The following is a 25,558-nucleotide window of genomic DNA, read 5'->3' as shown; positions in this document are numbered from 1 at the left end:
GGAGAAAACCGCCATGGATCTCGGCATTCGCGGAAAGAAGGCCATCGTCTGCGCTTCCAGCAAGGGACTGGGGCGCGGCTGCGCGGTCGCGCTTGCGGAGGCAGGCTGTGATCTCGTCGTCAACGGCCGCAACGCCGAGCTTTTGGCCAAGACCGCACAGGACATTCGCGAAAGATTCGGGGTCGGAGTAATCGAAGTGGCAGGCGATGTCTCGAAACCGGAGGTGCAGAAGGCGCTGCTTGCCGCCTGTCCGGACCCCGACATCCTGGTCAACAACAATGGCGGCCCGCCGCTGCGCGATTTCCGCGAGCTTGACCGCGCCAAGATCCTCGAGGGCGTGACGCAGAACATGGTGACGCCGATCGAACTCATCCAGGCGGTGATCGACGGCATGGCCAAGCGCGGCTTCGGCCGCATCGTCAACATCACCTCGCTGTCGGTCTATGTGCCGATACCCGGCCTCGACCTGTCCTCGGGCGCCCGCGCCGGCCTGACATCGTTCCTCGCCGGCGTGGCGCGCACGGTGATCGACCGCAACGTCACGATCAACAGCCTGTTGCCCGGCAAGCTCGACACCGACCGGCTGCGCGGTCCGCACGAGGCCGGCACGCCGGAGGAGCCGGCCGCGGCCGCCGCGCGCAAGGCCCGCATCAGCGCCGATGTGCCGGCCAAACGCCTCGGCACGCCGGAAGAGTTCGGGCAGATCTGCGCCTTCCTCTGCTCGGTCCATGCCGGCTATCTCACCGGCCAGAACATTCCGGTCGACGGCGGCCTTTACGTCAGCGCCTTCTGATCGCGTGGACTACCCGGCAGCGTCACGGCCACAGAGTCTTCCTGTAACAATCTGAAATAACTTGGCATTTTGCGCTTCGGTAACACGAATGCCAAAATCGTGATTTGGCGTCGCGAAGAATCTTCGCCGCATGCTAAAAGGCTCGAACGCAGCAAGCACAGGGAGGGGCGCAATGGACGGCGAGAGCAAACAAACGGCCAGGTCGGATCTCGATGAGGCCGCGCTCTTCTTCCATAAGCATCCCACCCCGGGAAAACTGGAAATTCAGGCTACCAAGCCGCTCGGCAACCAGCGCGACCTGGCGCTCGCTTATTCGCCCGGCGTCGCCGCACCATGCCTTGAAATCCGTGACGATCCGGCAGCGGCTGCCGATTACACGGCGCGCGCCAATTTGGTCGGCGTGGTCTCCAACGGCTCCGCGGTTCTTGGCCTCGGCAATATCGGCCCGCTCGCCTCCAAGCCGGTGATGGAAGGCAAGGCCGTGCTGTTCAAGAAGTTTGCCGGCATCGATGTCTTCGACATCGAGATCGACGCGCCGGAAATCGAGCGCATGGTCGAGACGGTGGCAGCCCTCGAGCCGACCTTCGGCGGTATCAACCTCGAGGACATCAAGGCCCCGGAATGTTTCGAGGTCGAGGAGCAGTTAAAGGCGCGCATGCGCATTCCGGTCTTCCATGACGACCAGCATGGCACAGCGATCATCGTCGCCGCCGCGGTGCTGAACGGACTGGAATTCGCCGGCAAGAAGATCGCCGACATCAAGATCGTAACCTCCGGCGCGGGTGCTGCAGCGCTTGCCTGCCTCAACCTTTTGGTCTCGCTCGGCGCCAGGGTCGAAAACATCTGGGTCACCGATCGGTTCGGCGTCGCCCATAAGGGCCGCATCGAAGAGATGGATCGCTGGAAAGACCCCTATGTGAAGGACACGCCGGCGCGCACGCTGGCCGATGTCATTCCCGGTGCCGATGTCTTCCTGGGCCTCTCCGCCGCCGGCGTGCTGAAACCCGAACTCTTGCAGGACATGGCGCCGAAGCCGCTGATCCTGGCGCTTGCCAATCCGACTCCGGAAATCATGCCGGAAGTGGCAAGGGCGGCTCGGCCGGACGCCATGATCTGCACCGGGCGTTCCGACTTTCCCAATCAAGTCAATAACGTGCTCTGCTTTCCTTACATTTTCCGCGGCGCGCTCGACTGCGGCGCCAGCGCCATCAACGAGGAGATGAAGATGGCCGCCGTGCGGGCGATCGCCGCACTTGCGCGCGAAGAGCCGTCCGACGTTGCGGCGCGCGCCTATTCAGGCGAGACGCCGATCTTCGGCCCCGATTTCCTCATCCCCTCGCCCTTCGACCCACGCCTCATCCTGCGCATTGCGCCGGCGGTGGCCAAGGCCGCCTGCGAGACCGGCGTGGCAACGCGGCCGATCACCGATTTTGCCGCCTATATCGACAAGCTCAACCGCTTCGTCTTCCGCTCCGGGCTGGTGATGAAGCCGGTGTTCTCCTCGGCCAAGGCCTCGAGCGCCAAGCGCGTCATCTACGCCGACGGCGAAGACGAGCGCGTGCTGCGCGCCGCGCAGGTGGTGCTGGAAGAAGGCATTGCCGAGCCGATCCTGATCGGCCGTCCTGCTGTCGTCGACGTGCGGCTGAAGCGCTACGGGCTGCGGATCCGGCCGGGCGTCGACTTCGGCTTGATCAATCCGGAGGACGATCCGCGCTACCGCAACTATGTCGATCTCTTGATCGAACTCGCCGGACGGCGCGGCGTGACCACCGAGGCCGCTCGCACCATGGTGCGCACCGACAACACGGTGATCGCCGCCCTGGCGCTGAAGCGCGGCGACGCGGACGCCATGGTCTGCGGCCTCGAAGGCCGCTTCGAACGCCATCTGCGCAACGTGACGCTGATCATAGGGGCCCGCCCGGGCATCAAGGACCAGGATCTGTCGACACTGTCGATGCTGATTTCGCAGCGCGGCATCATCTTCCTCACCGACACCCACGTCTCGGTCGACCCGACGGCGGAGGAGATCGCCGAAATGACCGTGCTGGCGGCGGAGGAAATCCAGCGCTTCGGCATCGAGCCCAAAGCTGCGCTGCTGTCGCATTCGGATTTCGGCTCGCGCGATTCGCCGAGCGCACTGAAGATGCGCCAGGCGGCCATGATTCTTGCCCGCATCGCGCCCGAGTTGCAGTGCGACGGCGAGATGCATGCCGACTCGGCGCTGTCGGAGCACCTGCGCCAGCGCGTTTATCCGCATTCGCGTCTGAAGGGCGAAGCAAACCTGCTGGTGTTCCCGAACCTCGATTCCGCCAACATCACGCTGACGGCGCTGCGCGCCATGATGGATGCGCTGCATGTCGGGCCGATCCTGCTCGGCACCGACAAGCCGGCGCATATTCTGACGCCGTCGGTGACATCACGCGGCGTCGTCAACATGACGGCGCTGGCAGTCGTGGAGGCGGCGCACAAGGCCCAGGCTCTCGTGGATCTAAGCTGAGCGTCTCAAGCTGGCGCGAAGCGGAAATGCCCGGTCTGCCGGAAAGCGTATAGCGTGTCCTCCTCGCGGACGCCCTGCCCGATATTGTGAATGAGCAGCGCCCTTTCCGGCGCCGCCGGCGAGCGACTGGACGAGACAATGGCGATATGCGCCAGATTGCCGGGCAGCATCTGGGTGACGAGATCGCCGGGCCGGTAGTCGGCGGGATCCTCGCTGATGGGCAACGCCCCGCCGTCCGAAAAAGGCTGCAAGATTAGGGACCCGGCGATGATCTATGTTGCGGTCGGGCGATTTGAGGCCCCAATCTTTCGGATAGGCGGCGAAATTGGCCAGCATGTCCTCATGCACGAGCTTCTGCAGGTCGAGACCGAAGGCACGGCGATAGGCGCGAACCACGACATCCGTGCACACCCCACGGTCCTGCGCGACGTCGCCGCCGGGATAAGCCAGGCGGACATAGGTCGGATCATAGAGCCTGGTGACGCCGATCTGCTGACGCGCCGCATCGACCAATCTGGTCCGCCAATCCGACGCGGCGGGTGTCGCCTCAGCCATGGCGACGGGTGTCGCCAGGCACATAAGACCGAGTTGCAATGCGGTTCGACGGGTAAGGACAGCCACGCTTCGCCCTCGCTCGAGTGCCCTGATTGGAGAACTGGTCCAGTGCGAAAACGTCTTTTTTAGGCTCTCGACTCGGGCATAGTCGGTTAACCGAGGAAGCGTAGCTTCGGACGGAGAGGCAATCGGGGTTTCGAATGAGAGGCGCGGGGTTGAAGCTGAGCCGCGTTGCGACGCTGCTTGCCGCGCTCGCGGCGTCGGTGTTTGCGGTGACCGAGCCGCATGCCGCCTCCTCCATGTGCCGCCAGCTCGAAGCCGAACTCGCCGCCACGCGCGGCGGCGGTGGGGCCAGCCTGATCGCCAAATATGACGACGCCATCACGCGGCAGCGCGAGCAATTGGCAAAAGCACGAAGCCGCGCCAACGCTGCCAGCTGCGGCTTCACGCTGTTTGCGCGCAATGTCAGCCAATGCGCCGCGATCAATGCCTCGATCGAGCGCATGAGTGCCAATCTCGACGCTCTGCAGGCCAAACGTGAGCGGCTGGCCAGTGGTGGCTCGAGCCGTGATCGCCGCCGCATTCTGGCGGCTCTAGACGCCAATGGCTGCCGCGGCGCCGATGAGCTCGCGCAACGACGCATGCCGGCTGAAGAAGTTGCCCGCGACGACGGCAACCTGTTCGCACAGCTTTTTGGGCAACAGAACCGGGAGATCGGGACTCTCGATACGCCTGCAGAGCCCGGCATCCCCCCGGACGACCCCAGCGAGCGCTATACGCGCCGCGTCATCAACCAGCCGGAGGGCATGGACCTGCCGGGAGCGGATGACGAATTCCGTACGGTGTGTGTGCGCACCTGCGATGGCTATTTCTTCCCGATGTCGAACGCCGCCTCCTATGGCGACTTCGAGCGCGACCAGAAGAATTGCGAGTCGAGCTGCCCCGGCACCGACATGCGGGTCTTCTACACCCGCGGCATGAACCACGATCCCGGCTCGATGACCTCGACGGCGACCGGCCGCCCCTATAGCGAGCTGCCGACAGCCTATCTCTACAAGAGGGCCAATTTCTCGCGGCCGCCGGCCTGCGGCTGCAACGCAAAGCCCGAAAACTTCGCGATTGTTGGCGGCAACGCACCCAATCCGCAAGAGTCGCAGCCGGTAGGCGAGAGCCAATCCTTCATCCGGGTTCCGGCCACCAAGCCGGACCCGGCGGTCGATCGTGAAACCGCCGCCAACCAGCAAGGCGGGCTCGACCATGATACGATCAAGCGGCAGACCTCCAAGACGCCAGCCTCGGCGCTGCCGCCGGATCAGCGCAAGGTCAGGGTCGTCGGGCCAGCGTTCCTTCCCGACCCATCAGCGGCAATAGATCTGCAAGCTCCGGCCCGGAAGAGCGGCCAGTAAGGGCGAGCCTCAGCGGCATGAAGAGCGGCTTGCCCTTGCGGCCCGTGGATTCCCTGATCCTGCCGGTCCAGTCCTTCCACACGGTGCCGTTCCACGGCTCTTCCGGCAGAAGGTCGAAGGCCTGGTGGAGGAAATCGCGGTCCTCGCCGGTAAATTCGGCCCGCTCCTGCGGACCATCGCTGAGGATGCGCCACCAGACGACGGCGTCCGACAGGCGGTCGAGGTTGCCGCGCACCGCCATCCAGAAGGGCTCGGCCTTTTCGCCGGAAATGCCAAGCACGATCAGCCGGTCGCGCGCCTCCTCGAACGACATGTGATGCATGAGCGTCCGGTTGAGCACGAAGAGTTCGTCGGGATCGAACTTTGCCGCGGACTTCGACGTCGCGGCCGGGTCGAAATGCTCGGCGAGCTCATTGAGATCGTGCGCGGCCGTGACATTCTCCGACGTGCCGACCAGCACGGCAAGCGAGGCAACGGCCATCGGCTCGATACCGTCCTCGCGCAGGCTCTCGATCGACAGCGCGCCGGTGCGCTTCGACAGCCCCTCGCCCGTGGTCGTGGTCAACAGATTGTGGTGGCCGAAGGCTGGCGGCTCGGCGCCGAGCGCCTTGAAGAGAGCGATCTGCACGCCGGTGTTGGTGACATGATCGTCGCCGCGGATGACATGGGTGACGCCCATATCGATGTCGTCGACCACCGAAGGCAGCGTGTAGAGATAGGTGCCGTCCTCGCGCACCAGCACCGGGTCGGAGAGCGAGGCAAGATCGACCGTCTCGTCGCCGCGCACCACGTCGTTCCAGTGCACCTCGGTGCGTTCCGGCTGCAACGGGTCGCTGGTGAAATTCGGCAATAGAAAGCGCCAGTGCGGCCGGCGCCCGTCGGATTCGTATTCGGCGACCTGCTCCGGCGTCAGCGTCAGCGCCTCGCGGCCATAGACCGGCGGCAGCCCGCGCGTGCGGCGCACCTTGCGGCGGAGGTCCAGTTCCTCCGGCGTCTCGTAGCAGGCATAAAGCACACGCGCCGCCTTCAGCCGCTCTACCGCCGCATCGTAGATCTCGAAGCGCCGCGACTGATATTCGGTGACGTCCGGGAAAATGCCCAGCCAATGCAGGTCGTAGAGGATGGAATCGGCAAATTCCTGTTTCGAGCGGCCGATGTCGGTGTCATCGAAACGCTGGATGTAGCGGCCCTTGTTGTTCACGGCGAACAGCCAGTTGAACAGCGCGGTGCGCGCATTGCCGATATGGATACGGCCGGTCGGCGATGGGGCAAAACGGACGGTAACTGTCATGAGCGGGGCGTAGCGGATGCGTTTGAGCTTGACAAGACGCGCCCCCGCGCGAAGGCAACAGATAGTGCAAGCCAGCTAAAATGAAAAGGCAGGGTTGGTCGGCATCGCCCCAAGACGACTGACCAAGCCGGTCAAGGAAGCACGAATCCGAAGTCGCCAAGCCGCATCGCTGTCCCCGTTATCCACACATGTGACACACAACATGTTGGGGTCACAAAACCTACAAAAACGAATCCTTGACGGTTCAAAACGAGTCGCTCTTTATAGGCCATGCGCTCCTGTTGAGGGCGTGACCGGAGAGTTCAGAGGCCGGTCTTTTTTCCCGGATTTTGTGCGTTTGGCCCACATTTCCGCCTGTTCACGAGGCTGGCGGAAGCGTTGGGATTGTTGGGGCTTGGCTGGGCGAAAGGGAGAATTGTCGGCCTGGAAAAAATGATCTGTTAACACTATATTTAGTGTTTGCAGGCAGGCTGAACCCTAGATAGTGTGGACCTCCCTCTTCCGAGGGAATCGACAAAAAAGTTTCAGTTTTGAGGGACCCGCGGGTCGGCCGGCAACCTGGGTGAACGCCTGGAAGGGCGTTTGCTTGTCTGCATGGCGGCCCCGCGACGAGGAGAATGCCGGCGTCCCTGCGATGCCGGCAAATGGCGGACTGCGCTTATCGGCTTTGGGACAGCAATCCCACAGGAAAAGCGCTATATATAGACAAAAGGGATCGGACCAATGCGCATCGAGCGTCGCTTCACCAAACCAGAGCAGTCGGCCTATGCGGAGATCGAATTCCGCAAGGCGCTGTCGGAGATCAAGAATCCCGACGGCTCGGTGGTGTTTCGCCTCGACAACATCGATGTGCCGGCCCAGTTCAGCCAGGTCGCGGCCGACATCCTGGCGCAGAAGTACTTCCGCAAGGCCGGCGTGCCGGCGCGGCTGAAGAAGGTCGAGGAGAACGATGTCCCCTCCTTCCTGTGGCGCTCGGTTGCCGACGAGGCCGAACTCGCCAAGCTGCCGGAGGCTGAGCGCTATGGTTCCGAGACCGATGCCCGTCAGGTCTTCGACCGGCTGTCCGGCACCTGGACGTATTGGGGCTGGAAGGGCGGCTACTTCAAGTCGGAAGAGGACGCGCGCGCTTTCCGCGATGAACTCGCCTATATGCTGGCCACCCAGCGCGTCGCGCCGAACTCGCCGCAATGGTTCAACACCGGCCTGCACTGGGCCTATGGCATCGACGGTCCGAGCCAGGGCCATTTCTATGTCGACCCCTTCACCGGCAAGCTGACCAAGTCGAAGTCCGCCTACGAGCATCCGCAGCCGCATGCCTGCTTCATCCAGAGCGTGCAGGACGACCTCGTCAACGAGGGCGGCATTATGGATCTGTGGGTGCGTGAGGCGCGCCTGTTCAAATACGGCTCAGGCACCGGCTCGAACTTCTCGATGCTGCGCGGCGAAGGCGAGAAGCTTTCCGGCGGCGGCCGTTCGTCCGGCCTGATGAGCTTCCTCAAGATCGGCGACCGCGCGGCCGGCGCCATCAAGTCGGGCGGCACGACGCGCCGCGCCGCCAAGATGGTCATCGTCGACGCCGACCATCCCGATATCGAGGAATTCATCGATTGGAAGGTCAATGAGGAGCAGAAGGTTGCCTCGTTGGTGACCGGCTCGAAGATCGTCAAGAAGCATCTCGAAGCGATCATGAAGGCCTGCGTCAATTGTGAGGGCAATGACGGCGACTGTTTCGACCCGGCTTTGAACACCGCGCTGAAGCGCGAGATCAAGGCGGCCAAGAAGGACGCCGTACCGGAGAACTACATCTACCGCGTCATCCAGTTCGCCCGCCAGGGCTACACTTCGATGTCGTTCAAGACCTACGACACCGACTGGGATTCCGACGCCTACCTCACTGTCTCCGGCCAGAACTCCAACAACTCGGTGTCGCTGAAGGACAATTTCCTGCGCGCCGTCGAGGCCGATGGTGACTGGCAGCTCACCGCCCGCAAGGACGGCAAGGTGCTGAAGACGCTGAAGGCCAAGGAGCTGTGGGAAAAGATCGGCTACGCCGCCTGGGCGTCGGCCGATCCCGGCCTGCACTTCAACACGACGATGAACGACTGGCACACCTGCGCTTCCGCCGGTGCGATCCGGGCCTCCAATCCGTGCTCGGAATACATGTTCCTCGACGACACGGCCTGCAATCTCGCCTCGATCAACTTGCTGCCCTACCGCAAGGATGACGGGACGATCGACATCGCCGCCTTCGAGCACACCGTGCGGCTGTGGACCGTCGTGCTGGAAATCTCGGTGATGATGGCGCAGTTCCCGTCGAAGGAGATCGCCAAGCTCTCCTACGAATACCGCACGCTCGGCCTCGGCTACGCCAATATCGGCGGCCTGCTGATGACGTCCGGCATTCCCTATGACTCCGACGAGGGCCGCGCCATCTGCGCATCGCTCACCGCGATCATGACCGGCGTCGCCTATTCGACCTCGGCCGAGATGGCTTCCGAGCTCGGCGCCTTCCCGGACTATGACCGCAATGCGCAGAACATGCTGCGCGTCATGCGCAACCACCGCCGCGCCGCTTACGGAGACAAGGACGGCTACGAGAAGCTCGCCGTCAATCCGGTGCCGCTGATCGCCTCCGACCTCAAGCAGCAGGACCTGGCCGAGCATGCCCGCGCCGCCTGGGACCGCGCAATTGAGCTCGGCGAGGAGCACGGCTATCGCAACGCGCAGGCGACCGTGATCGCGCCGACCGGCACGATCGGCCTGGTCATGGATTGCGACACCACCGGCATCGAGCCCGACTTCGCGCTGGTGAAGTTCAAGAAGCTCGCCGGCGGCGGCTACTTCAAGATCATCAACCGCGCCGTGCCGGAAGCCCTGCGCACGCTCGGCTATTCCGAAAGCCAGATCGCCGAGATCGAGGCCTATGCGGTCGGCCACGGCAACCTCAACCAGGCGCCGGGCATCAACCCGTCCTCGCTCAAGGCCAAGGGCTTCACCGACGAGAAGATCGCGGCGCTGAACGCGGCGCTGAAGTCGGCCTTCGACATCAAGTTCGTGTTCAACCAGTGGACGCTCGGCGCCGACTGGGTGAAGGAGACGCTCGGCTTCACCGACGAGCAGCTCGGCGACTTCGCCTTCGAGATGCTGCCGGCCCTGGGCTTCTCCAGGAAGGACATCGACGCCGCCAACATCCATGTCTGCGGTGCCATGACGCTGGAAGGCGCGCCCTTCCTCAAGGCCGAACACCTCTCGGTGTTCGACTGCGCCAGCCCCTGCGGCAAGATCGGCAAGCGCTCGCTGTCGATCCAGAGCCACATCCTGATGATGGCTGCCGCGCAGCCCTTCATCTCGGGCGCCATTTCCAAGACCATCAACATGCCGAACGAGGCGACGGTCGAGGACGCCAAGAACGCCTACATGCTGTCCTGGAAGCTGGCGCTGAAGGCCAACGCGCTCTATCGCGACGGCTCGAAGCTGTCGCAGCCGCTCAATGCCTCGCTGCTCGCCGACGGCGATGAGGACGAGGACGAGGCGGTCGAGCAGCTGATCGCGGCGCCCGCCGCGCAGCGCGCCGTGCAGGTGACCGAAAAGATCGTCGAGCGCGTCATCGAGCGCCTCTACCGCGACCGCGAAAAACTGCCGAACCGCCGCAAGGGCTACACGCAGAAGGCGGTCGTCGGCGGCCACAAGGTGTATCTGCGCACCGGCGAGTTCGACGACGGCCGCCTCGGCGAGATCTTCATCGACATGCACAAGGAAGGCGCCGCCTTCCGCGCCATGATGAACAACTTCGCCATCGCCATCTCGCTCGGCCTGCAATATGGCGTGCCGCTCGACGAATATGTCGAGGCCTTCACCTTCACCAAGTTCGAGCCGGCCGGCATGGTGCAGGGCAACGACGCGATCAAGAACGCGACGTCGATCCTCGATTACGTGTTCCGCGAGCTTGCCGTCTCCTATCTCGGCCGCCACGACCTCGCCCATGTCGACCAGTCGGACTTCGACAAGACCTCGCTCGGCCGCGGCATCACCGAAGGCAAGGCGACACCCTTCTCCAAGGGCCTCTATCGCGGCGCCTCGCCGAGGCTGGTCGGTGCCAGCGAGCCGAAGGGTTTTGGCGGCGCGGCCCCGACGACCACCCCTGCCCGCGCAGCGCCCACCGCCTTCGCCGGCTCCAACGTGCTGGCGCTGAAGCCGGCGAGCGACGAGGCACTCGCCTACAAGCGCGACTATGAGGAGCGCGCCAGGGAACTGGCCGAGGAGATCGTCGAAGAGGAAGCCGCCGGCGCCGAAGCCCTCTTCACCGACGCCGCTGCCAACGAGGCGGCCGAGGCCAAGAAGCTCGCTGCCACCCGCCGCCAGCAGTCGCTGCTGCAAGGCTACACCGGCAACGAATGCTCCGAGTGCCACAACTTCACCATGGTGCGGAACGGCACCTGCGAGAAGTGCGATACATGTGGAAGCACGAGCGGGTGCAGCTGAGATCTAGATGCCACCTCGATTGACTGTTCGCGAGGTTATTCGTTTGCTGGAAGTCGATGGCTGGTACCTGGTTGCAACCAAGGGCAGCCATCGCCAATATAAGCATGAAATCAAAGCCGGTCGCGTCACCGTGGCCGGCAAGCCGTCTGAAGAGGTTGCCCCAGGAACATTGAACAGCATCCTCAAGCAGTCCGGTCTAAAGGAGCGCTGACATGCGTTACGCGGTGGTAATCGAGAAAGCCGGAAACAACTTTTCCGCTTATGTGCCGGACCTACCCGGCTGCATCGCCACCGGCGCGACAGTGCCTGAGGTGGAAAATGAAATTCGCGACGCAATACGCTTCCACATCGAAGGCCTGCGTGCCGACGGGCTCGATGTCCCAAAAGGCGTCAGTTTAGCGGAGTACGTGGAGGCGTAGGCACCATGGACCATGCCTCCATCGACGATGAGACGCGCTTGCTGGTCGCTATCCTCCAGGACACATCGCGATCGACCACATCACCATCGAAGTGAGCGATCACGACAAGAGCAGGCTCTTCTACGAACAGGCCTTTTCGCCGCTGGGCTATCGCCCGTCCTTCGGCAAGGAGAGCGTGTTCTGGGCCTTCGATGTCGGCAATGGCTGCCTGTTCGAGATCCAGAGCACCGACGAGAAGCCGCCGCTCACCCATCTGCATGTCGCCTTCCGGGCGAAGAGCAATCCGAGGTCGATGCGTTCCATCGGACAGCACTCGAGGCCGGTGCGAAAGACAATGGCGCGCCCGGCCCGCGTCCGAATTATGCGGAGAATTACTACGCCTGCCTCGTGCTCGATCCCGATGGCTACAACATCGAGGCGATGATCAACGAGGCGTAGCGGGCGACCCCTCCACTTCGTCATTCGAAGGAGCGAAGCGACGCGCGCAAACCCTAGGATCCATGCCGCTACATCAAGGCGTTGCGGCGGTTCCAGAATTCTGCGCTGTTGCGCCCTACGCAATGGTTACGCATGGATCCTTGGGTCAAAAGCCCGAGGATGACGACGGCGCGGGGAATGGCCCGCTCCTTCTCCCCTTGTAATGGGATAGGCGAGGAAGCGTTCTGCCGATTCTCATGGAACTCGAGACCGAGAACGCAGTTCACTAGTGCGTGGAATCGCAGGGACTTCAAATTTGACGGTCGCGAGGACCCGAAAGCGAATGAACGCGGTGCCGCCGAAGGAAATGGACGTCGTCCTGCAGCAGCTCCCGCTGAGGATCGGCGCCTATGTGCCCGACGATCTGCTGGAGGATTGGTTCGCGCCGGGAACGGGCATGCGTCCCGTCAGCGCGGCAGCGCTTGCCGCCGCCGCCAGCTACGCACGACGGTTCGAATGTGAGTTCAAATACTATCCCGAGAGGATGGAAGGAGTGTTCTGGAAATGGGTTCCTGCGATCTGATTTGGACATCTCCGTGGAGCGACGACGACACGCTTTAGCGGCGTCAGGTGAGGAGCATCGATGAAGGTTGCGGTGTTCGGCGGGACCGGGTTCCTCGGCCGCAGGATCGTCGAGCGGCTCCTGGACAAGGGCTTTGAAGTGCGGGCGGTGTCCCGTCACGCGCGGGCAGCGGTCGGCTCGGCAGCGAAGGCGTCCGACCAGGTCAAAGCGGATATTCTGGACAGATCATCGATCGGCCCCGCGATTGCCGGATCGGATGCGGTGGTGAACGCGGTTAGCCTCTATATCGAGCATGGCGACTTGACCTTCGAAAGAATGCACGTGGCGGCAGCAGCCGATTTGGCGAGCGCCGCGCGGGAAGCCGGGGTCAAGCGGCTCGCCCATATCTCTGGGATAGGCGCGGACCCGAGATCCCGATCGAGATACATCAAGGCACGCGGGCGCGGAGAAGACGCGGTCAGGAACTCGTTTCCCGACACGATCATTTTGCGCTCGGCCGTCATGATCGGGCCGGACGACGCTTTTCTCACGACGCTCATTCGACTGGTTCGGCTGCTGCCCATCTATCCGCTGTTCGGGCAGGGAGCAACGCGGCTTCAACCCGTCTATGTTGGCGACGTCGCTGAAGCGGTGAGCCGATTGCTCGCCGGTCCTATCCAGAATGCGCCTACGTTCGAGGTCGGCGGCCCTCGTATTTTGCGTTACAGCGAGTTGGTTCGCGAAATCGCCCGAATGTTCGGCGCTCGTCCGATCCTTGTGCCCATGCCGTTTGCCGCCTGGAGCGCCCTGGCTGGCGCGGCGGAATTTCTCCCGACGCCGGCCCTCACGCGCAACCAGGTCGATCTCATGCGTCGGGACAACGTGGCGACAGGCGGCATGCCGGGGCTGCCGGAACTCGGTATCGAGCCACGGGATATCGGGCAGGTCGTCCGAATGATTGAAGAACGCGACATCAAAGCAAGGGCTTGAAGCGCGCCGTCTGAATCCGTTCGTCGCGACGCGCTTCAATGCCACCGCTGCGCGCGGAACTCTTCTGCCGTCGGCCTGGGAAATGTCGGCTCCAGCGGCGGAAACTCAGGTGGCGCGTCCGGCGGGATGTCAGGAGGTCCCCTCCCCGGTCCCGGGATGGGATCGGGTGAAGGCGGAGGAACGCCTGGCGGTTCGCCGGGCGGGTTTTCCGGCGGAGCTGGAGGCTGGGACGGCTCGGGACCGGGATCGCCCGGCAACGGTTGGGGATTGTTCGGGTCAGGATTGTTCATTGCGGGCTCCCCAATGATACGGCCTGCCCGACGGGGAAAAGCCTTTGCGGCTCAGGCGGCATGTTCGTATGTGCCCACGAGTTCCGCTGCCTCGATGGCGTGACGCCGGGCCTCCTTCCAGATTTCCTTGACGCCGGTCTGGCCGGGAATGCCGAGGCTCGGCACGTCGAGAGCCGCCAGCCGGAAATGGTAGTGGTGAACTCCGTGCCCAGCCGGCGGGTCCGGGCCATCGTAGGAGGCGTGGCCGAAGTCGTTCTTCCCCTGCTGAAGCGCTTCGGTTCCCGGCTTTCCGTCTTCCCCTTCGGCGAGGTGCTCGACGTCGGGCGATATGTTGAACACCGCCCAGTGTCCGAACGTCCCGCGCGGTGCGTCGGGGTCGTCCACGACGAGAACCAAGCTTCTCGTCCCGTCAGGGATCCCAGACCATTTCAGAGGCGGAGAAATATTTTCGCCATCGCGCGTGAAACGTTCAGGGATCGGATCGCCGTCGGCGAACGCAGGACTGGTCAGTGTCAGTGGCATGTCAGTTCCTTCCGCTTTTGACGCCACTCCCCGGACCAGCTTCGACCGGAACCGGGTCCCGTTCCTTCCGGATGGACAACACGTGCGGTTTGGTCATCGCCTGATTTTGGGAGAGCGTCTGCCTCTAGCCGCACGACGTCCCTGGTCAGTCCAACGAATGCAGTGCCCGATCGTTCCGCCGCGCCAGCAAGTTGCCGCGGGCGTGCAATTGTCGTTGTCCTGTGGGGGTATCGCGAGGTGGGCGCATTGCCGCTCAAGCGTTGACCTACGTCAAAGCCACACTGTCCACGATTCTTATGATGCCTCGGGCTATCCGAAAGCGGGTCAATCCGCGTCGGCGACCATCTGCCGGCCGCCCCCGGCCCAGGCGCGCCACTGCCGCTCGTCGCCGCCGAACACGTTGAGGTCTATGCGGCCGCTTACGCCGTGCGACAGGCCGGAACCGGAGTACTGCCAGAACAGCCACCGGCGGCCCGGATAGACTTTTGACGGGTGTGCCGCGACCGCGCGCAGCCAGAACGGATAGTCGAGGAAGGCGCCGCGCAGATTGTCGCGATAGAAGTCGGGGCTGGTGTAGATGATGGGCCGCTGGCCGTAATGGCGCTCCAGCTTGTCCATGAACACCTGCATCTTCTCCAGCACCTTTTCGCGGGAGGGCCTGCGCTTGCAGGAGGACTCGCCGTTCCACTCGACGTCGATCACCGGCGGCAGCGCGCCCTGGACCCTTGGCACGTTGCGGATGAACCAGTCGGCCTGCTCGCCGGCGGTCCGGCACCAGTAGAAGAAGTGGTAGGCGCCGCGCTTCAAGCCGGCGGCATCGGCGCCGCGCCAGTTCTTCATGAACATCGGGTCGAGATGGTCGCCGCCGTCGGTCGCCTTGATATAGGCGAAGTTGGCGCCCTGGGCGCGTAGCTTGCCCCAGTTGATGTTGCCCTGCCAGCGCGAGACGTCGACGCCGTGCACGGCAAGATGGCGGGGCGAGGCACGGCCGAAATTGATCGGCTTGGCATCGCGGAACCGATAGCGGGTGACGGGGCCGGCCAGCATGGCGGGAGCCGCCCGCGACAGCCGCTTCGGCGGCGAGACCAGCGCTGCGGCCTCGACCTGCGGCTCGGCACTGTCCTGCTGGTCGAGCGCGGGGAACGCTGCCGCCTCTTCCTCGGCGAGGCCGAAGGGCCGCGGATTCTCCTCGTCGGAACCCACATTCCCGTCGGGCAACGGCGCCGGCGGTTCGAAGCGGGTGGCGCCTGTCATCGAGGCGGTCTCCACCGTGGTCTCGGTATCCCTCGTGGCGACGGCCCTGGTCACAGGCGCGCTTGGCCGCACCACGGAGCTCGTCGTTTCGTTGGAAGGCATCTGCAAGGCATCGACGCTCGACGTGGACGAGCAGCCGGCAAGGCAAAGCGAAGCGAGCACGAAACTGACGACGCCAAAAGTCCGCATCTTTGACCTGTACGCAAAACCAAACAGACCGAAGGCAGGAACGACGCCGCCGGAAGCCCCTTTCCTAATGAGAAATTACCAACAAAGTTTGAATCAAAATTTACTTTTGGCCCGTCGGCTCGATTCGCGGCCGTTCCCACCGCCTGAACACGCCGATCATCGGCCCGAGATTCCAGTAGTCGTCGTTGCGGCCGATGGCCGGCGCGTAGAGGCTCGATATGGTGCCGTCGAGGAAAAGTGCGTTCGGGCAGCCGAGCTCGTCGCGGAACAGGCGGGCGAATTCGTGGAATGTCACGACGTCGTTCGAGATGGCGAAGACCGCGACGCCGTCGGCGCGCACGCCCACCCCGTTGCGGATTTTTCGCGAGGCGCTGTCGGGCTGGAATTTCGGATGCAGCTTGCCGTCGATGACCAGCATCGGCCCTGACTGGGTGGCGTAATCCACCCGCGGCGGACGTTTCACAAAATCCCTGGTCGCGCGCACGCCGGCCTTGCCCCCGCTGAGATAGAAGATGCCGTTCGGCTGCATGGAGAAATTGCCTGAGCCGGAGCCGGTCTTCGCCGGCGTCACCTGCCGACCCTCTTCGACATAGAGACCGACCGGCGCAAGATTGGGATGGTACATGCCGGCATTGATGCCGAAGAGCATAGTGCGCCCGGCGGCCTGCTGGGCAGTGCGGAGGTTATGCAGCGACTGGTAGAGCTTGCCGTCTTCGTCCTTCCAGAACAGCTCGATCGAGAAATGCTTCGGATCGGTCTCGCAGACGAGATAGGTCGCGGTTTCGAAGCTGAGATTGCGGCAGGGCGGCAGCGCCGCCAGCCAATGGCCGGCACTCAAGCCCGCGCCGACCGCGGCCGGCAGCGCCGATTTCACCAGCGTCGCCAGCAAAGGCAGTGAGTGCAGAAGCGTTGCCAGATCCATCAGCGCACCCGAAGCTCATGCATGTCGCCCAGAAGTGTGCAGCGGTTCTGGGACAACGACATGCATCAAAAAAGACCTAAAAGCGCGTCGCCAGAATCCGATTCGGCTTGATGCGCTTTAAGGTTCAGGTGTCGATATAGCGGATTCGGAGCAAGCCTCTAACTGAGCCAGCCGACGGCGACACCGATCAGCAGCACAACGCCGAGCAGGCCGCGATAGACGACGAAGGGCCAGGCGGAAAAGCGCTCGAGCACCCGCATCAGCCCCCATATGGCGAAGAAGGCCGAGATCGAGGCGACGACGAGGCCGACGGCCAGGATCGACCAGCCATGCGCGTCGAGATGCGCCTTGTGCAGTTCCCACAGCTCCTTGAGGCCGGCGAGCGCGATCGCCGGCAGACCGAGCAGGAAGGAGAGCCGCGCCGCCTCCGGCCGGGCGTAGCCCAGCCCAAGCGCTGCCGTCAGTGTCGATCCCGAGCGCGAGACGCCGGGAATGAGGGCGCCGACCTGGGCAACGCCGACGAGCAGGGCGTCGAGCACGGAGACCTTGTTGAGGGTCAGCCTGTGGCTGGCATAGATTTCGGAGAGCGCCAGCAACACGGCCATGACGATGCAGGCCCAGCCGATCACGGCCAGCCCTCGCAGCGGTGAATTGCAGGCGTTGAGCACGCTGGAAAGCGCAAGGCCGGCGATAACGATCGGGATGGTTGCGAGCACGATGCCGATCGCCAGCCTGAACTGGCGGTTGGCAAAATCGCGCTGCGCAAGCGCCGCCAGCGATCCCATCGCAACATGCTTCACATCGCTCCAGAAATAGCTGACAACCGCGGCAAGCGCCGCAAGCTGCATGGCCGCCGAGAAGGCAGAGCCGGGATCCTGCCAGCCGAGCACGGCCGGCACGACGCGCATATGCGCCGTCGACGAGATCGGCAGCAGCTCGGTGATGCCTTGCACGATGCCGAGAAAAGCCACCTTGGCATAGCCCAGGCCGACAAAGCCGGTGTCCAGTCCCTGCGTGCAGACGTCGGTCATCCCAGTCCTTTTCCGGTCAAAGTGAATGGTCGTTCGAAAGCCCAGGGACAGGCTTAGCCGCGTCACACCGGAAATCCAATTCACGGATTTGTAAGGTGCCGCTGATCCTGCTTGACAAGGCGAGCAGTCATATTATTCTCCACTAATCTTACACTGTAAGGTGAACTGGAGGAGGATCATGCACAGCGCCGCCCTCTCGGACCTGCAGCCGCTCGTCCCGCCGCATCCACCGGAAATCGCGATCGAGGCGGTCCAGCGTGATATGAGCCGTGCCATCGAGCGCGCCGAGGTCAATGCCTGGCTCGACCTCTACGACGCCGCGCCCGCCGGTTTTGCCGCGCGGCATGGCCTCTCCATCGCGCGTGACGGCGATCTCGTCTGGACCACCTGCACGACGATCCCGTTCATCCATTTCAACTCCGTCAAGAACCTCGGGGTCGACGGTCCGGCCTGCGAGGACCAGGTCGACGCATTGCTTGCGCATTATCGTGCGGCCGGCATCTTGCGACCCTGGTTTTATACGAACCCGCACACCGAACCGTCGCGGCTGCGATGCTGGCTGGAAGCCCGCGGTCTGCAGCATCAGGGCGGCTGGGAACGCATCTTTCGCGATGGGACGCCGTTGCCCGTCGAACCGCTCTTCCCGGCTGAAAATGTTTCTGTCGAGGAGGTCACGCCGCCGACGGCGAGCGAATGGGCGTCTTTCATCGATGGCAAGTACAGGCTGCCCACCTCGCCTTGGCTCGTGGCGCTGGTTGGCCGCCAGGGCTGGCATCACTATATGCTGAAACGTGACGGCGCGGTCGCCGCCGTGCGCTCATTGTACATCGGCCCCGACGGTGCCGCCTGGAGCGGCATCGACGCGCCGGTGCCCGGCATCATGGCGCCGAGCTTCGATCTCGACGCGGTGCTTGGCGAGAGGATCGTTCGCGACGGCATCATCGCCGGCGCGAAACTGTTCGTCGCCGACATCGAAGCGCCGAGCCCCGACCGCGACGGACCGGCCTGTCGCAACTATGATCGGCTCGGCTTCAGAATTGCGTATTTTCGCGACCACTACAGCTACCTGCCGGCGCATTCGAGCTGACGGAGGGCAAGGCTTTAGCGGTACAGCCATTGCTTCAGGCAGCTCCTGGCCACGACATGCGCAGGGGGCACGACCGCTTGATCGATGCGCGAATCGTCGGCAGCCCTGTCGCGAGCCCTCTCCAGCAGCCTGCGAAGCTCCGCCGGCTTCACATGATCGCGTTCCATCACGAGTTGAATGATCGGGTCGTTCAAAAGCTCGTCCAGGGTGTTGATGCGCTCGCTCATCCGTCGCCTCCTCGATGCCTCCGCGTGAGCGCTTAGATAGGCAGGCAATGATGGCCCGCCAATGACGCTTTGCCGGCTATCTCGTGAATCGAAGATGAAATTTTTGTGCAGGCCTGCGGCGAAATGAGTCAGGCCGGCGGCGGCCCTGCGTGTTGCGGCAGGCCGTCGTCCAGCCGCACCCAGGGTTGCATGGAAGCGGTCCAGAAATGCATGTCGGGCTTGAACAGGGAGGGGTCGTCGAGCGAGCCGGAGGTGATGCCGAGGATGCCTTTGGAGTCGCGCCGCGAGAACATCGTCGTGCCGCAGGCCGGGCAAAAGCCGCGAAGGAGATCCGGCGAGGAATTGACCGTTGCCACCGGTCCCTCGATGGTCACGTCATCGATGCGGAACAGCAGTCGCGCGTTGAAGGCCGCACCGATCGCCTTCTGGCAGAGCCGGCAATGACAGATGCGCTCGTTGATCGGCGAGGCCTCCGCGCGATAGCGCACCGCGCCGCACAGGCATCCGCCCTGGTATTTCGTCATCGCAAACACTCGCTTCGTGAGAATGCCGGCACGGTAGCGGCCGGCGATACAGCGTCAATTGAAAAGCGTTGATGCGATGCGATCGCCTGCGTTGATGCAGACGGGACATGGCGACAAGGTCAACGCCGCCGTGCGTGGACGAAATAGGCGTCGATCGTCGTCTCGCCCAGCCATTTGGCGGCTTCGAGCCGATGCAGCCCTTCGATCAGAACATGCCGCTTGCCGTCATGGCGCACCTGGATCGGCATCTTCATGCCGTTCTCGAGAATGTCCTCGGCGAGTTGGCGCACGGTCTCGGGGTGCAGGGTCTTGCGCCGCGCCGCAGGCACGTAGATGTCGTCGACCTTGATCCTTTGCACGCGCAGCATCTCGGCTCCCGATACTGAACATCCCTCAGCATGAGATAATCCCTTTGCCGCCAATGGCCAAGCGCTGGCTGGCCCGATCGTTTCCATTTGACGCTTGGCCGGCCAATGGTCTCAATGACGGCATGTTGGTTTCAGGTGTCCATTGACGCGACTGCCCACCGAGTTTCCCGATTTCGGGCTGACGCCCGAGCAGCGCCGAGAGTCGGTGCGCGGCCACTATTACGAATGGCCGGGAATGGATGGCTCGAGCGGCGAGATCTGGTGCTATAGCGACCGTTTTTCCTATCGCCCAGGCGAGACGGTGAGCCTGCATGTCAGCTCGACGGCGTCGGATTTTAGCATCGTTGTCACCCGCGACGGCGGCGGCGAGACCAAGCTCCTCGCGAAGACCAGCTTGACGGCACGCTGGCAGGACACGCCGGACCAATGCTCGGTCGAGGGTTGCGGCTGGGAACCTTCCTTCGAATTCCGCATCGACGACGACTGGCCATCCGGCGCCTATCGCGTCACGGTCTCGGCCGTCGGACGCGGCGGCAAGCCGATCCGGAGCCATCACCTCTTCATCGTAGCACCCCTGCCCGGCCGCAAGCCCGGCCGCTTGCTGCAGGTGGCCGCGACCGGCACCTGGCTTGCCTACAACACCTGGGGCGGCTCCAACCACTACCAGGGCATCACCGGTCCGGACCGGGACCAATATGCCACGACGGTGTCGACGCAGCGCCCCTGGTGCCGCGGCTTCGTCGTGCTGCCCAAGGATGCGCCGCGCGTGCCGCTGGAAGTCGCGGTGCCGCCCAAGACCGTGCCGCGCTATCCACATATGGAATGGGCTTACGCCACCGGCCATTCGAAGAAATACGCCTCTTCAGGATGGGCGAGCTACGACAGCCATTTCTTCCGCTTCGCCGAGCGCGCCGGCTATGCAATCGATCTCGCCAGCCAGCACGAATTGCATTTCTCGCCTGAGATTCTCGACGGCTACGATTGCGTCGTCTTCGTCGGTCATGACGAATACTGGACCTGGGAGATGCGCGACGCGGTCGATGACTATGTCGAGTGCGGCGGTCATGCGGCGCGCTTTGCCGGCAATTTCATGTGGCAGACCAGGCTGGAGGACGAAGGCCGCCGCCAGGTCTGCTACAAGTACAAGGCCCGCGCCGAGGACCCGGCCTATCGCGGAAGCGATGTCAGACGCGCCACCAATTCCTGGGAGGCGCCGGAGATCGGCCGACCGGGCAGCGCCACATTCGGCCTCAATGCAACGCGAGGGGTCTATGCCGGCTGGGGCGGCTGTGCGCCGCGCGGCGCGCGCGGCTTCCCCGTCTACAGGCCGGAGCACTGGGCCTTCGCCGGCACCGGCATCTATTATGGCGACCTGCTGGGCGCCGACAGCCACGTCTATGGCTATGAGGTCGATGGGCTCGATTTCGAGATCCGCGGCGGCCTGCCCTACCCGACCGCCGCCAGCGGCGCGCCGGACGGTTTGCAGGTGCTGGCCGTCGGCATGGCGAGCCAGGTCGAGGAGAGCGCCGACATCCCGATCGAGGACCAGTTCCTCACCGACGAGGATGGCCGCTTCACTGCCGAGACTTTGTTCGGCGAGGCGAGCGACGCCAATCTCGACAAGGTAAAGCGCGGCAACGGCATGATCGTCAACTTCCCGCGCGGCAAGGGCGAGGTTTTCCATGCCGGAAGCTGCGAATGGGTCGCCGGCCTGCTGCGGCAAGACGCGATGGTCGAACGCGTAACGAAAAATGTCCTCGACCGCTATCTTGGCCTCGACAAGAGAGGTGAATGAGCGCCGTGCAGTCCGTTGAAACCAACCGCCGACCGAACCTTTTCCATTTTACCCGGCGGCCCCAGCCGACGGTCGACCGAGCCGAAGGCATCTACTTGTGGGACAAGATCGGCCGTCGCTACATCGACGGATCGAGCGGCGCAGTGAACGTCAATGTCGGTCACGCTAACCGCAACGTCATCGAGGCGATGAAGCGGCAGTTGGATCGCGTCAGCTTCGCCTACATCTTCCAGTTTGAGAATGAACCAGCGATCGAACTCGCCCGGGCGCTGGCCGACCGGCTGCCGAACGGGCTCGACCGCATCTATTTCGTGTCTGGCGGTTCTGAAGCGGTCGAGGCCTGCCTCAAGCTCGCGCGCCAATGGGCTGTGGCGACGGGCCAGGACAAACGCTGGAAAGTCATCGGGCGTATGCCCTCCTATCATGGCATCACGCTCGGCACGCTCGCCGTCACTGGCGATGACGTCCTCACCAAGACATTCGACCCGGTCGGCCGGCCCATGCCGTTGGTGCCGGCCCCCTATGCGCACCGCGACCTCGACAACCTGTCGATGGATCAGCGAGGCATCCGCTATGCGGACATGCTTGAGCAGAAAATCTTGGAGGAAGGGCCGCAAAGCGTGCTCGCTTTCATCATGGAGCCGATTGGCGGCGCCGCGACCGCGGCGCTCGTCCCGCCCGACAGTTATTTTCCGCGCATCCGCGAAATCTGCGATCGCTACGGCATCCTGCTTATCCATGACGAGGTGATGACCGGCATCGGACGCACCGGCAAATTCCTGGGCGGTGATCACTGGTCCTGCCGGCCGGATATCGTCGCGCTGTCGAAAGGGCTGAGCTCAGGCTATGCGCCACTCGGTGCGCTTGCGGCGACGCAGAGGATCGTCGGGCCGATCGTTGAAAAAGGCGGGTTCCTGCATGGCCATACCTATGGCGGCAACCCTGTCGCTTGCGCGGCCGGCGTTGCCGTCCTTGACGAAGTCGACCGCCTGGGCCTGATCGAGAATTCCGCCGCCATGGGCGAGGTGCTGAGGGGCGAGCTCGAAGCGCTGTCCGGCCGCTTTCCTTTCATAGCCGACGTGCGAGGCAAGGGTCTGTTCATGGGTGCGGAACTCTACGCCGACCCCGTGGCCAAGACGCCGCTCGCCCAAAGTCTCAACGCCAATTTGCGGCTCATCGATCTGGCGTTCGATCGCGGACTGATCATCTACTCACGGCGCGTGCGTGGCGGGCCGGTGAGCGACAATTTCATGGTTTGCCCGCCATTGATCACGACCCGCGACCAGATCGGTGAGATTATCGCCATCCTCTCCGACGCGCTGGAAGCACTTGCCATCGAACTTGATCTGCCAGTCAATCGCTGAGGCGCAAGGAAATGCCAGGAAAAGTCATCATCACCTGCGCGGTAACCGGTTCGGTGCACACGCCGTCGATGTCGCCGCATCTGCCGGTGACGCCGGACCAGATAGCGAAAGATGCGATCGCCGCCGCCGAGGCCGGCGCCTCGATCCTGCACCTGCATGCCCGCGACCCGAAGGACGGCCGCCCGACCGCCGATCCGGACGTATTCATGCAGTTCCTGCCGCGCATCAAGCAGGCGACAGCGGCGGTGATCAACATCACCACCGGCGGCTCGTCGCTGATGACGCTCGAACAGCGCCTGGCGGCCCCGTTGCGAGCGCAGCCCGAAATGTGTTCGCTCAACATGGGCTCGATGAATTTCGGTCTGTTTCCAATGCTGGAGCGGCCGCGTGAATGGCAGCACGAATGGGAGCCGAAGCTGCTCGAGGCGACGCGCGACGCGATCTTCAAGAACACTTTTGCCGACATGGAAATGATCCTGGAGAAGCTCGGCAAGGGCTGCGGCACGCGCTTCGAATTCGAGTGCTACGATGTCGGCCACCTCTATTCGCTGGCGCATCTGCGCGACCGCGGTCTGGTGTCAGGGCCGCTGTTCCTGCAGTTCGTGCTCGGCATTCTCGGCGGCATCGGCGCCGATCCGGACAACCTCATTCACATGAAGCGCATAGCCGACAAACTCTTCGGCGACACCTATCAGTTCTCGGTGCTGGCCGCCGGCCGTCATCAGATGCCGCTGATCTCGATCGCAGCCGCCATGGGCGGCAATGTTCGGGTCGGGCTGGAGGACAGCCTCTATGACGGAAGGCAATTGGCGAAATCGAACGCCGACCAGGTCCGCCGCATCCGCGGCATTTTGGAGGGCCTGTCGCTGGAGGTGGCCACGCCTGCCGAAGCGCGCGAAATGCTTGCGCTCAAGGGCGGCGACCGCGTGGCGTTTTGAGGATGGTTGAGATGACGGCGCCCAGCATCACCCCCCTCTGGTCTGCCGACCATCTTGAGGGGGAGATGTCCGGCAGACCAGAGGGGGGTGCCTGGGCGCCCTACCTATCGTGAGCAAAGCAGTTCTCCTCCGCCCGGGCCGCATCGATGACGTCGACACCATCCACACAGCCCTGCTCCGCATGAGCACCCATATCGGCGCACATCAGGAGATCAAATCCACGCCGGAAGACCTCAGCCGCTACGGCTTTGGCGACCAACCCGCCTTCTCGACCCTGATCGCAGAGGTACACGGCGAATTTGCAGGGCTCTGCCTGCATTTCCCGATCTTCTCGACCTGGATGGGGAGGCCCGGTGTCTATGTGCAGGACCTCTATGTCGAGGACCGCTTCCGTGGCCGGCGGATCGGCGAAAAACTGCTGCGGCGCGTGGCCAGGGAGTGCCGCGCCGCCGGCGGCGTCTATCTCAGGCTCTCCGTCGACACCGACAACGACACTGCCAAGGCCTTCTATGAGCGGTTGGGCATTGGCTGGGCGAACTATGAACAGGTTCACAAGATCGTCGGCGACGCGTTCTGCGCCTTTGCCGACGCGCCGGAGGAATGATGATGAAAGTATTCTATGCCGAGGAACAGAAGCATCACGACCCGAAGGCCTTTCTCTCCAGCGGCGCCCAGCAGCCAAATCCCGAGAAGCCGGAACGTATCGAAAGATTGTTGGCCGGTGCAAAAGCCGCTGGCCTGGCGATTGAACGTCCAAGAGACTTTGGCCTCGCCCCGATCGCCGCGGTGCATTCGCCCGAATACCTCGACTTTCTGGAGCACATTTTCGAGCGCTGGCAGCGCATCGAAGGCGCCTCGGCGGAGGTCATCCCGAACATCCACCCGATAGCCCGCAATGGCTCTTATCCGGCCTCTGCGGTCGGCCAGGCGGGCTATCACATGGCCGACACCGCCTGCCCGATCTCGGCAGAGACCTGGAACGCCGCGCTGTGGAGCGCCTGGAGCGCGGTGGAGGCGGCGGAAGCCGTGCTGGCGGGAGCACCTTCGGCCTATGCGCTCTGCCGTCCGCCGGGGCATCACGCCTTCGTTGATGTCGCCGGCGGCTTCTGCTTTATCAACAATTCGGCGGTCGCCGCGCAGGTGCTGCGCGGACAAGCGGCGCGTGTCGCGATCCTGGACGTCGACTTGCATCACGGCAACGGCACGCAAGGCATCTTCTACGCCAGGCCCGACGTGCTGACGGTCTCGCTGCATGCCGATCCGGTGCGCTTCTATCCCTTCTTCTGGGGCCACGCCGACGAGCGCGGCGAAGGCGCCGGCCTCGGCTACAATTTCAACCTGCCGCTGCCGCGCAAATCCGGCGACGCGGCATTCCTGGAAGCGCTGGCTGCGGCCTTCCAGCGCATCCGCGCCTTTGCGCCCGAAGCGCTGGTGGTGGCGCTCGGCCTGGATGCATTCGAGGGCGATCCGTTCGGCGGCCTTTCCGTGACCACGCCCGGCTTCTCGCGCATCGGCGAGGCGATTGCCGGGCTCGGTCTGCCGACGGTGATCGTCCAGGAAGGCGGCTACCTCTGCGATGCACTCGGCGAGAACCTTACTGCCTTCTTGACCGGCTTCGGCGGCAGGCGGAGCTGA

The 25,558-nt window shown here is 63.8% G+C and carries 22 protein-coding genes and 2 pseudogenes; 15 read left to right on the top strand and 9 right to left on the bottom strand.

The features are described 5' to 3' along the window. The first annotated feature begins 13 nt into the window (after positions 1-13). The gene (locus tag EJ074_RS29200; protein WP_095805987.1) at positions 14-793 is read left to right on the top strand and encodes an SDR family oxidoreductase; all 780 of its coding nucleotides are present in this window, start codon (positions 14-16) and stop codon (positions 791-793) included. Positions 794-965: 172 nt separating this feature from the next. Next, positions 966-3,290 (top strand): NADP-dependent malic enzyme, encoded by a 2,325-nt coding sequence (locus tag EJ074_RS29195; protein ID WP_129553941.1) that lies wholly within the window; start codon positions 966-968, stop codon positions 3,288-3,290. A gap of 5 nt (positions 3,291-3,295) precedes the next feature. On the opposite strand, the pseudogene EJ074_RS29190 reads toward EJ074_RS29195, so the two are convergent. Next, positions 3,296-3,845, bottom strand: a pseudogene (locus EJ074_RS29190) (DUF1287 domain-containing protein). Between the two features lie 200 nt (positions 3,846-4,045). Here EJ074_RS29190 and EJ074_RS29185 point away from each other — a divergent pair. Next, positions 4,046-5,251 (top strand): DUF2865 domain-containing protein, encoded by a 1,206-nt coding sequence (locus EJ074_RS29185; protein WP_095805990.1) that lies wholly within the window; start codon positions 4,046-4,048, stop codon positions 5,249-5,251. Here EJ074_RS29185 and gltX read toward each other — a convergent pair. Further along, a complete protein-coding gene (gene gltX / locus EJ074_RS29180; RefSeq protein ID WP_095805991.1) occupies positions 5,169-6,542 on the bottom strand; it encodes a glutamate--tRNA ligase in 1,374 nt (457 codons plus the stop codon). The two genes, EJ074_RS29185 and gltX, sit on opposite strands and share 83 nt — an antisense overlap. A 723-nt stretch (positions 6,543-7,265) precedes the next feature. Between gltX and EJ074_RS29175 the strand changes: the two genes are divergently transcribed. From EJ074_RS29175 to EJ074_RS29150, 6 genes and pseudogenes are all read left to right on the top strand, one after another. Continuing rightward, positions 7,266-11,024, top strand: a complete 3,759-nt coding sequence (locus EJ074_RS29175) for a vitamin B12-dependent ribonucleotide reductase (RefSeq protein ID WP_095805992.1) — start codon at positions 7,266-7,268, stop codon at positions 11,022-11,024. 19 nt (positions 11,025-11,043) lie between these two features. Then, complete coding sequence (locus EJ074_RS29170; protein WP_165350123.1) at positions 11,044-11,235, top strand: type II toxin-antitoxin system HicA family toxin; 192 nt, start codon at positions 11,044-11,046, stop codon at positions 11,233-11,235. A 1-nt stretch (position 11,236) separates the two neighbouring features. After that, positions 11,237-11,443, top strand: a complete 207-nt coding sequence (locus tag EJ074_RS29165) for a type II toxin-antitoxin system HicB family antitoxin (protein ID WP_095805994.1) — start codon at positions 11,237-11,239, stop codon at positions 11,441-11,443. Between the two features lie 70 nt (positions 11,444-11,513). Further along, positions 11,514-11,881 (top strand): annotated as a pseudogene (locus EJ074_RS30510) (VOC family protein). Between the two features lie 331 nt (positions 11,882-12,212). After that, positions 12,213-12,443, top strand: a complete 231-nt coding sequence (locus EJ074_RS29155) for a hypothetical protein (protein ID WP_095806157.1) — start codon at positions 12,213-12,215, stop codon at positions 12,441-12,443. A 60-nt stretch (positions 12,444-12,503) separates the two neighbouring features. Next, positions 12,504-13,412, top strand: a complete 909-nt coding sequence (locus EJ074_RS29150) for a complex I NDUFA9 subunit family protein (RefSeq protein WP_095805995.1) — start codon at positions 12,504-12,506, stop codon at positions 13,410-13,412. A gap of 341 nt (positions 13,413-13,753) precedes the next feature. On the opposite strand, the gene EJ074_RS29145 is transcribed toward EJ074_RS29150, so the two are convergent. From EJ074_RS29145 to EJ074_RS29130, 4 genes are all read right to left on the bottom strand, one after another. Further along, positions 13,754-14,224, bottom strand: coding sequence for a YbhB/YbcL family Raf kinase inhibitor-like protein (locus EJ074_RS29145; protein WP_095805996.1), 471 nt, complete (start codon positions 14,222-14,224; stop codon positions 13,754-13,756). Between the two features lie 324 nt (positions 14,225-14,548). Beyond that, the gene (locus EJ074_RS29140; RefSeq protein ID WP_095805997.1) at positions 14,549-15,667 is read right to left on the bottom strand and encodes a GH25 family lysozyme; all 1,119 of its coding nucleotides are present in this window, start codon (positions 15,665-15,667) and stop codon (positions 14,549-14,551) included. A 100-nt stretch (positions 15,668-15,767) separates the two neighbouring features. Next, positions 15,768-16,589 carry a phosphodiester glycosidase family protein gene (locus EJ074_RS29135; protein WP_095805998.1) on the bottom strand — a complete coding sequence of 274 codons (822 nt, stop codon included), beginning with the start codon at positions 16,587-16,589 and terminating at the stop codon, positions 15,768-15,770. A 158-nt stretch (positions 16,590-16,747) separates the two neighbouring features. Next, positions 16,748-17,620 (bottom strand): undecaprenyl-diphosphate phosphatase, encoded by an 873-nt coding sequence (locus EJ074_RS29130; RefSeq protein WP_095805999.1) that lies wholly within the window; start codon positions 17,618-17,620, stop codon positions 16,748-16,750. A 178-nt stretch (positions 17,621-17,798) separates the two neighbouring features. Between EJ074_RS29130 and EJ074_RS29125 the strand changes: the two genes are divergently transcribed. Then, the gene (locus tag EJ074_RS29125) at positions 17,799-18,707 is read left to right on the top strand and encodes a hypothetical protein (protein ID WP_095806000.1); all 909 of its coding nucleotides are present in this window, start codon (positions 17,799-17,801) and stop codon (positions 18,705-18,707) included. A 14-nt stretch (positions 18,708-18,721) separates the two neighbouring features. On the opposite strand, the gene EJ074_RS29120 is transcribed toward EJ074_RS29125, so the two are convergent. The 3 genes from EJ074_RS29120 to EJ074_RS29110 form a co-directional block, all read right to left on the bottom strand. Then, the gene (locus EJ074_RS29120; protein WP_095806001.1) at positions 18,722-18,934 is read right to left on the bottom strand and encodes a hypothetical protein; all 213 of its coding nucleotides are present in this window, start codon (positions 18,932-18,934) and stop codon (positions 18,722-18,724) included. Positions 18,935-19,062: 128 nt separating this feature from the next. After that, a complete protein-coding gene (locus EJ074_RS29115) occupies positions 19,063-19,458 on the bottom strand; it encodes a GFA family protein (protein ID WP_095806002.1) in 396 nt (131 codons plus the stop codon). Between the two features lie 119 nt (positions 19,459-19,577). After that, on the bottom strand, positions 19,578-19,826 hold the full coding sequence (locus EJ074_RS29110) for a ParB N-terminal domain-containing protein (RefSeq protein ID WP_095806003.1): 249 nt from the start codon (positions 19,824-19,826) through the stop codon (positions 19,578-19,580). Between the two features lie 142 nt (positions 19,827-19,968). Here EJ074_RS29110 and EJ074_RS29105 point away from each other — a divergent pair, with 142 nt between their 5' ends. The 5 genes from EJ074_RS29105 to EJ074_RS29085 all read left to right on the top strand — a co-directional run bounded on the left by EJ074_RS29105 (position 19,969) and on the right by EJ074_RS29085 (position 25,558). Further along, entirely contained in the window at positions 19,969-21,621 is a 1,653-nt protein-coding gene (locus EJ074_RS29105; RefSeq protein ID WP_095806004.1) for a N,N-dimethylformamidase beta subunit family domain-containing protein, read from the top strand. Then, positions 21,618-22,985, top strand: coding sequence for an aspartate aminotransferase family protein (locus EJ074_RS29100; RefSeq protein WP_095806005.1), 1,368 nt, complete (start codon positions 21,618-21,620; stop codon positions 22,983-22,985). Before EJ074_RS29105 ends, EJ074_RS29100 begins: the two co-directional genes overlap by 4 nt. A gap of 11 nt (positions 22,986-22,996) precedes the next feature. Then, on the top strand, positions 22,997-23,923 hold the full coding sequence (locus EJ074_RS29095) for a 3-keto-5-aminohexanoate cleavage protein (RefSeq protein WP_095806006.1): 927 nt from the start codon (positions 22,997-22,999) through the stop codon (positions 23,921-23,923). A 181-nt stretch (positions 23,924-24,104) separates the two neighbouring features. Beyond that, complete coding sequence (locus tag EJ074_RS29090; RefSeq protein ID WP_095806158.1) at positions 24,105-24,527, top strand: GNAT family N-acetyltransferase; 423 nt, start codon at positions 24,105-24,107, stop codon at positions 24,525-24,527. A gap of 2 nt (positions 24,528-24,529) precedes the next feature. Continuing rightward, positions 24,530-25,558 carry a histone deacetylase family protein gene (locus tag EJ074_RS29085; protein WP_095806159.1) on the top strand — a complete coding sequence of 343 codons (1,029 nt, stop codon included), beginning with the start codon at positions 24,530-24,532 and terminating at the stop codon, positions 25,556-25,558.

This window comes from Mesorhizobium sp. M3A.F.Ca.ET.080.04.2.1 (genome assembly GCF_003952525.1).
Classification (GTDB): Bacteria; Pseudomonadota; Alphaproteobacteria; order Rhizobiales; family Rhizobiaceae; genus Mesorhizobium.
Note: the sequence above shows the minus strand (reverse complement) of the source record. Positions and strands in the feature narration are given on the sequence as shown.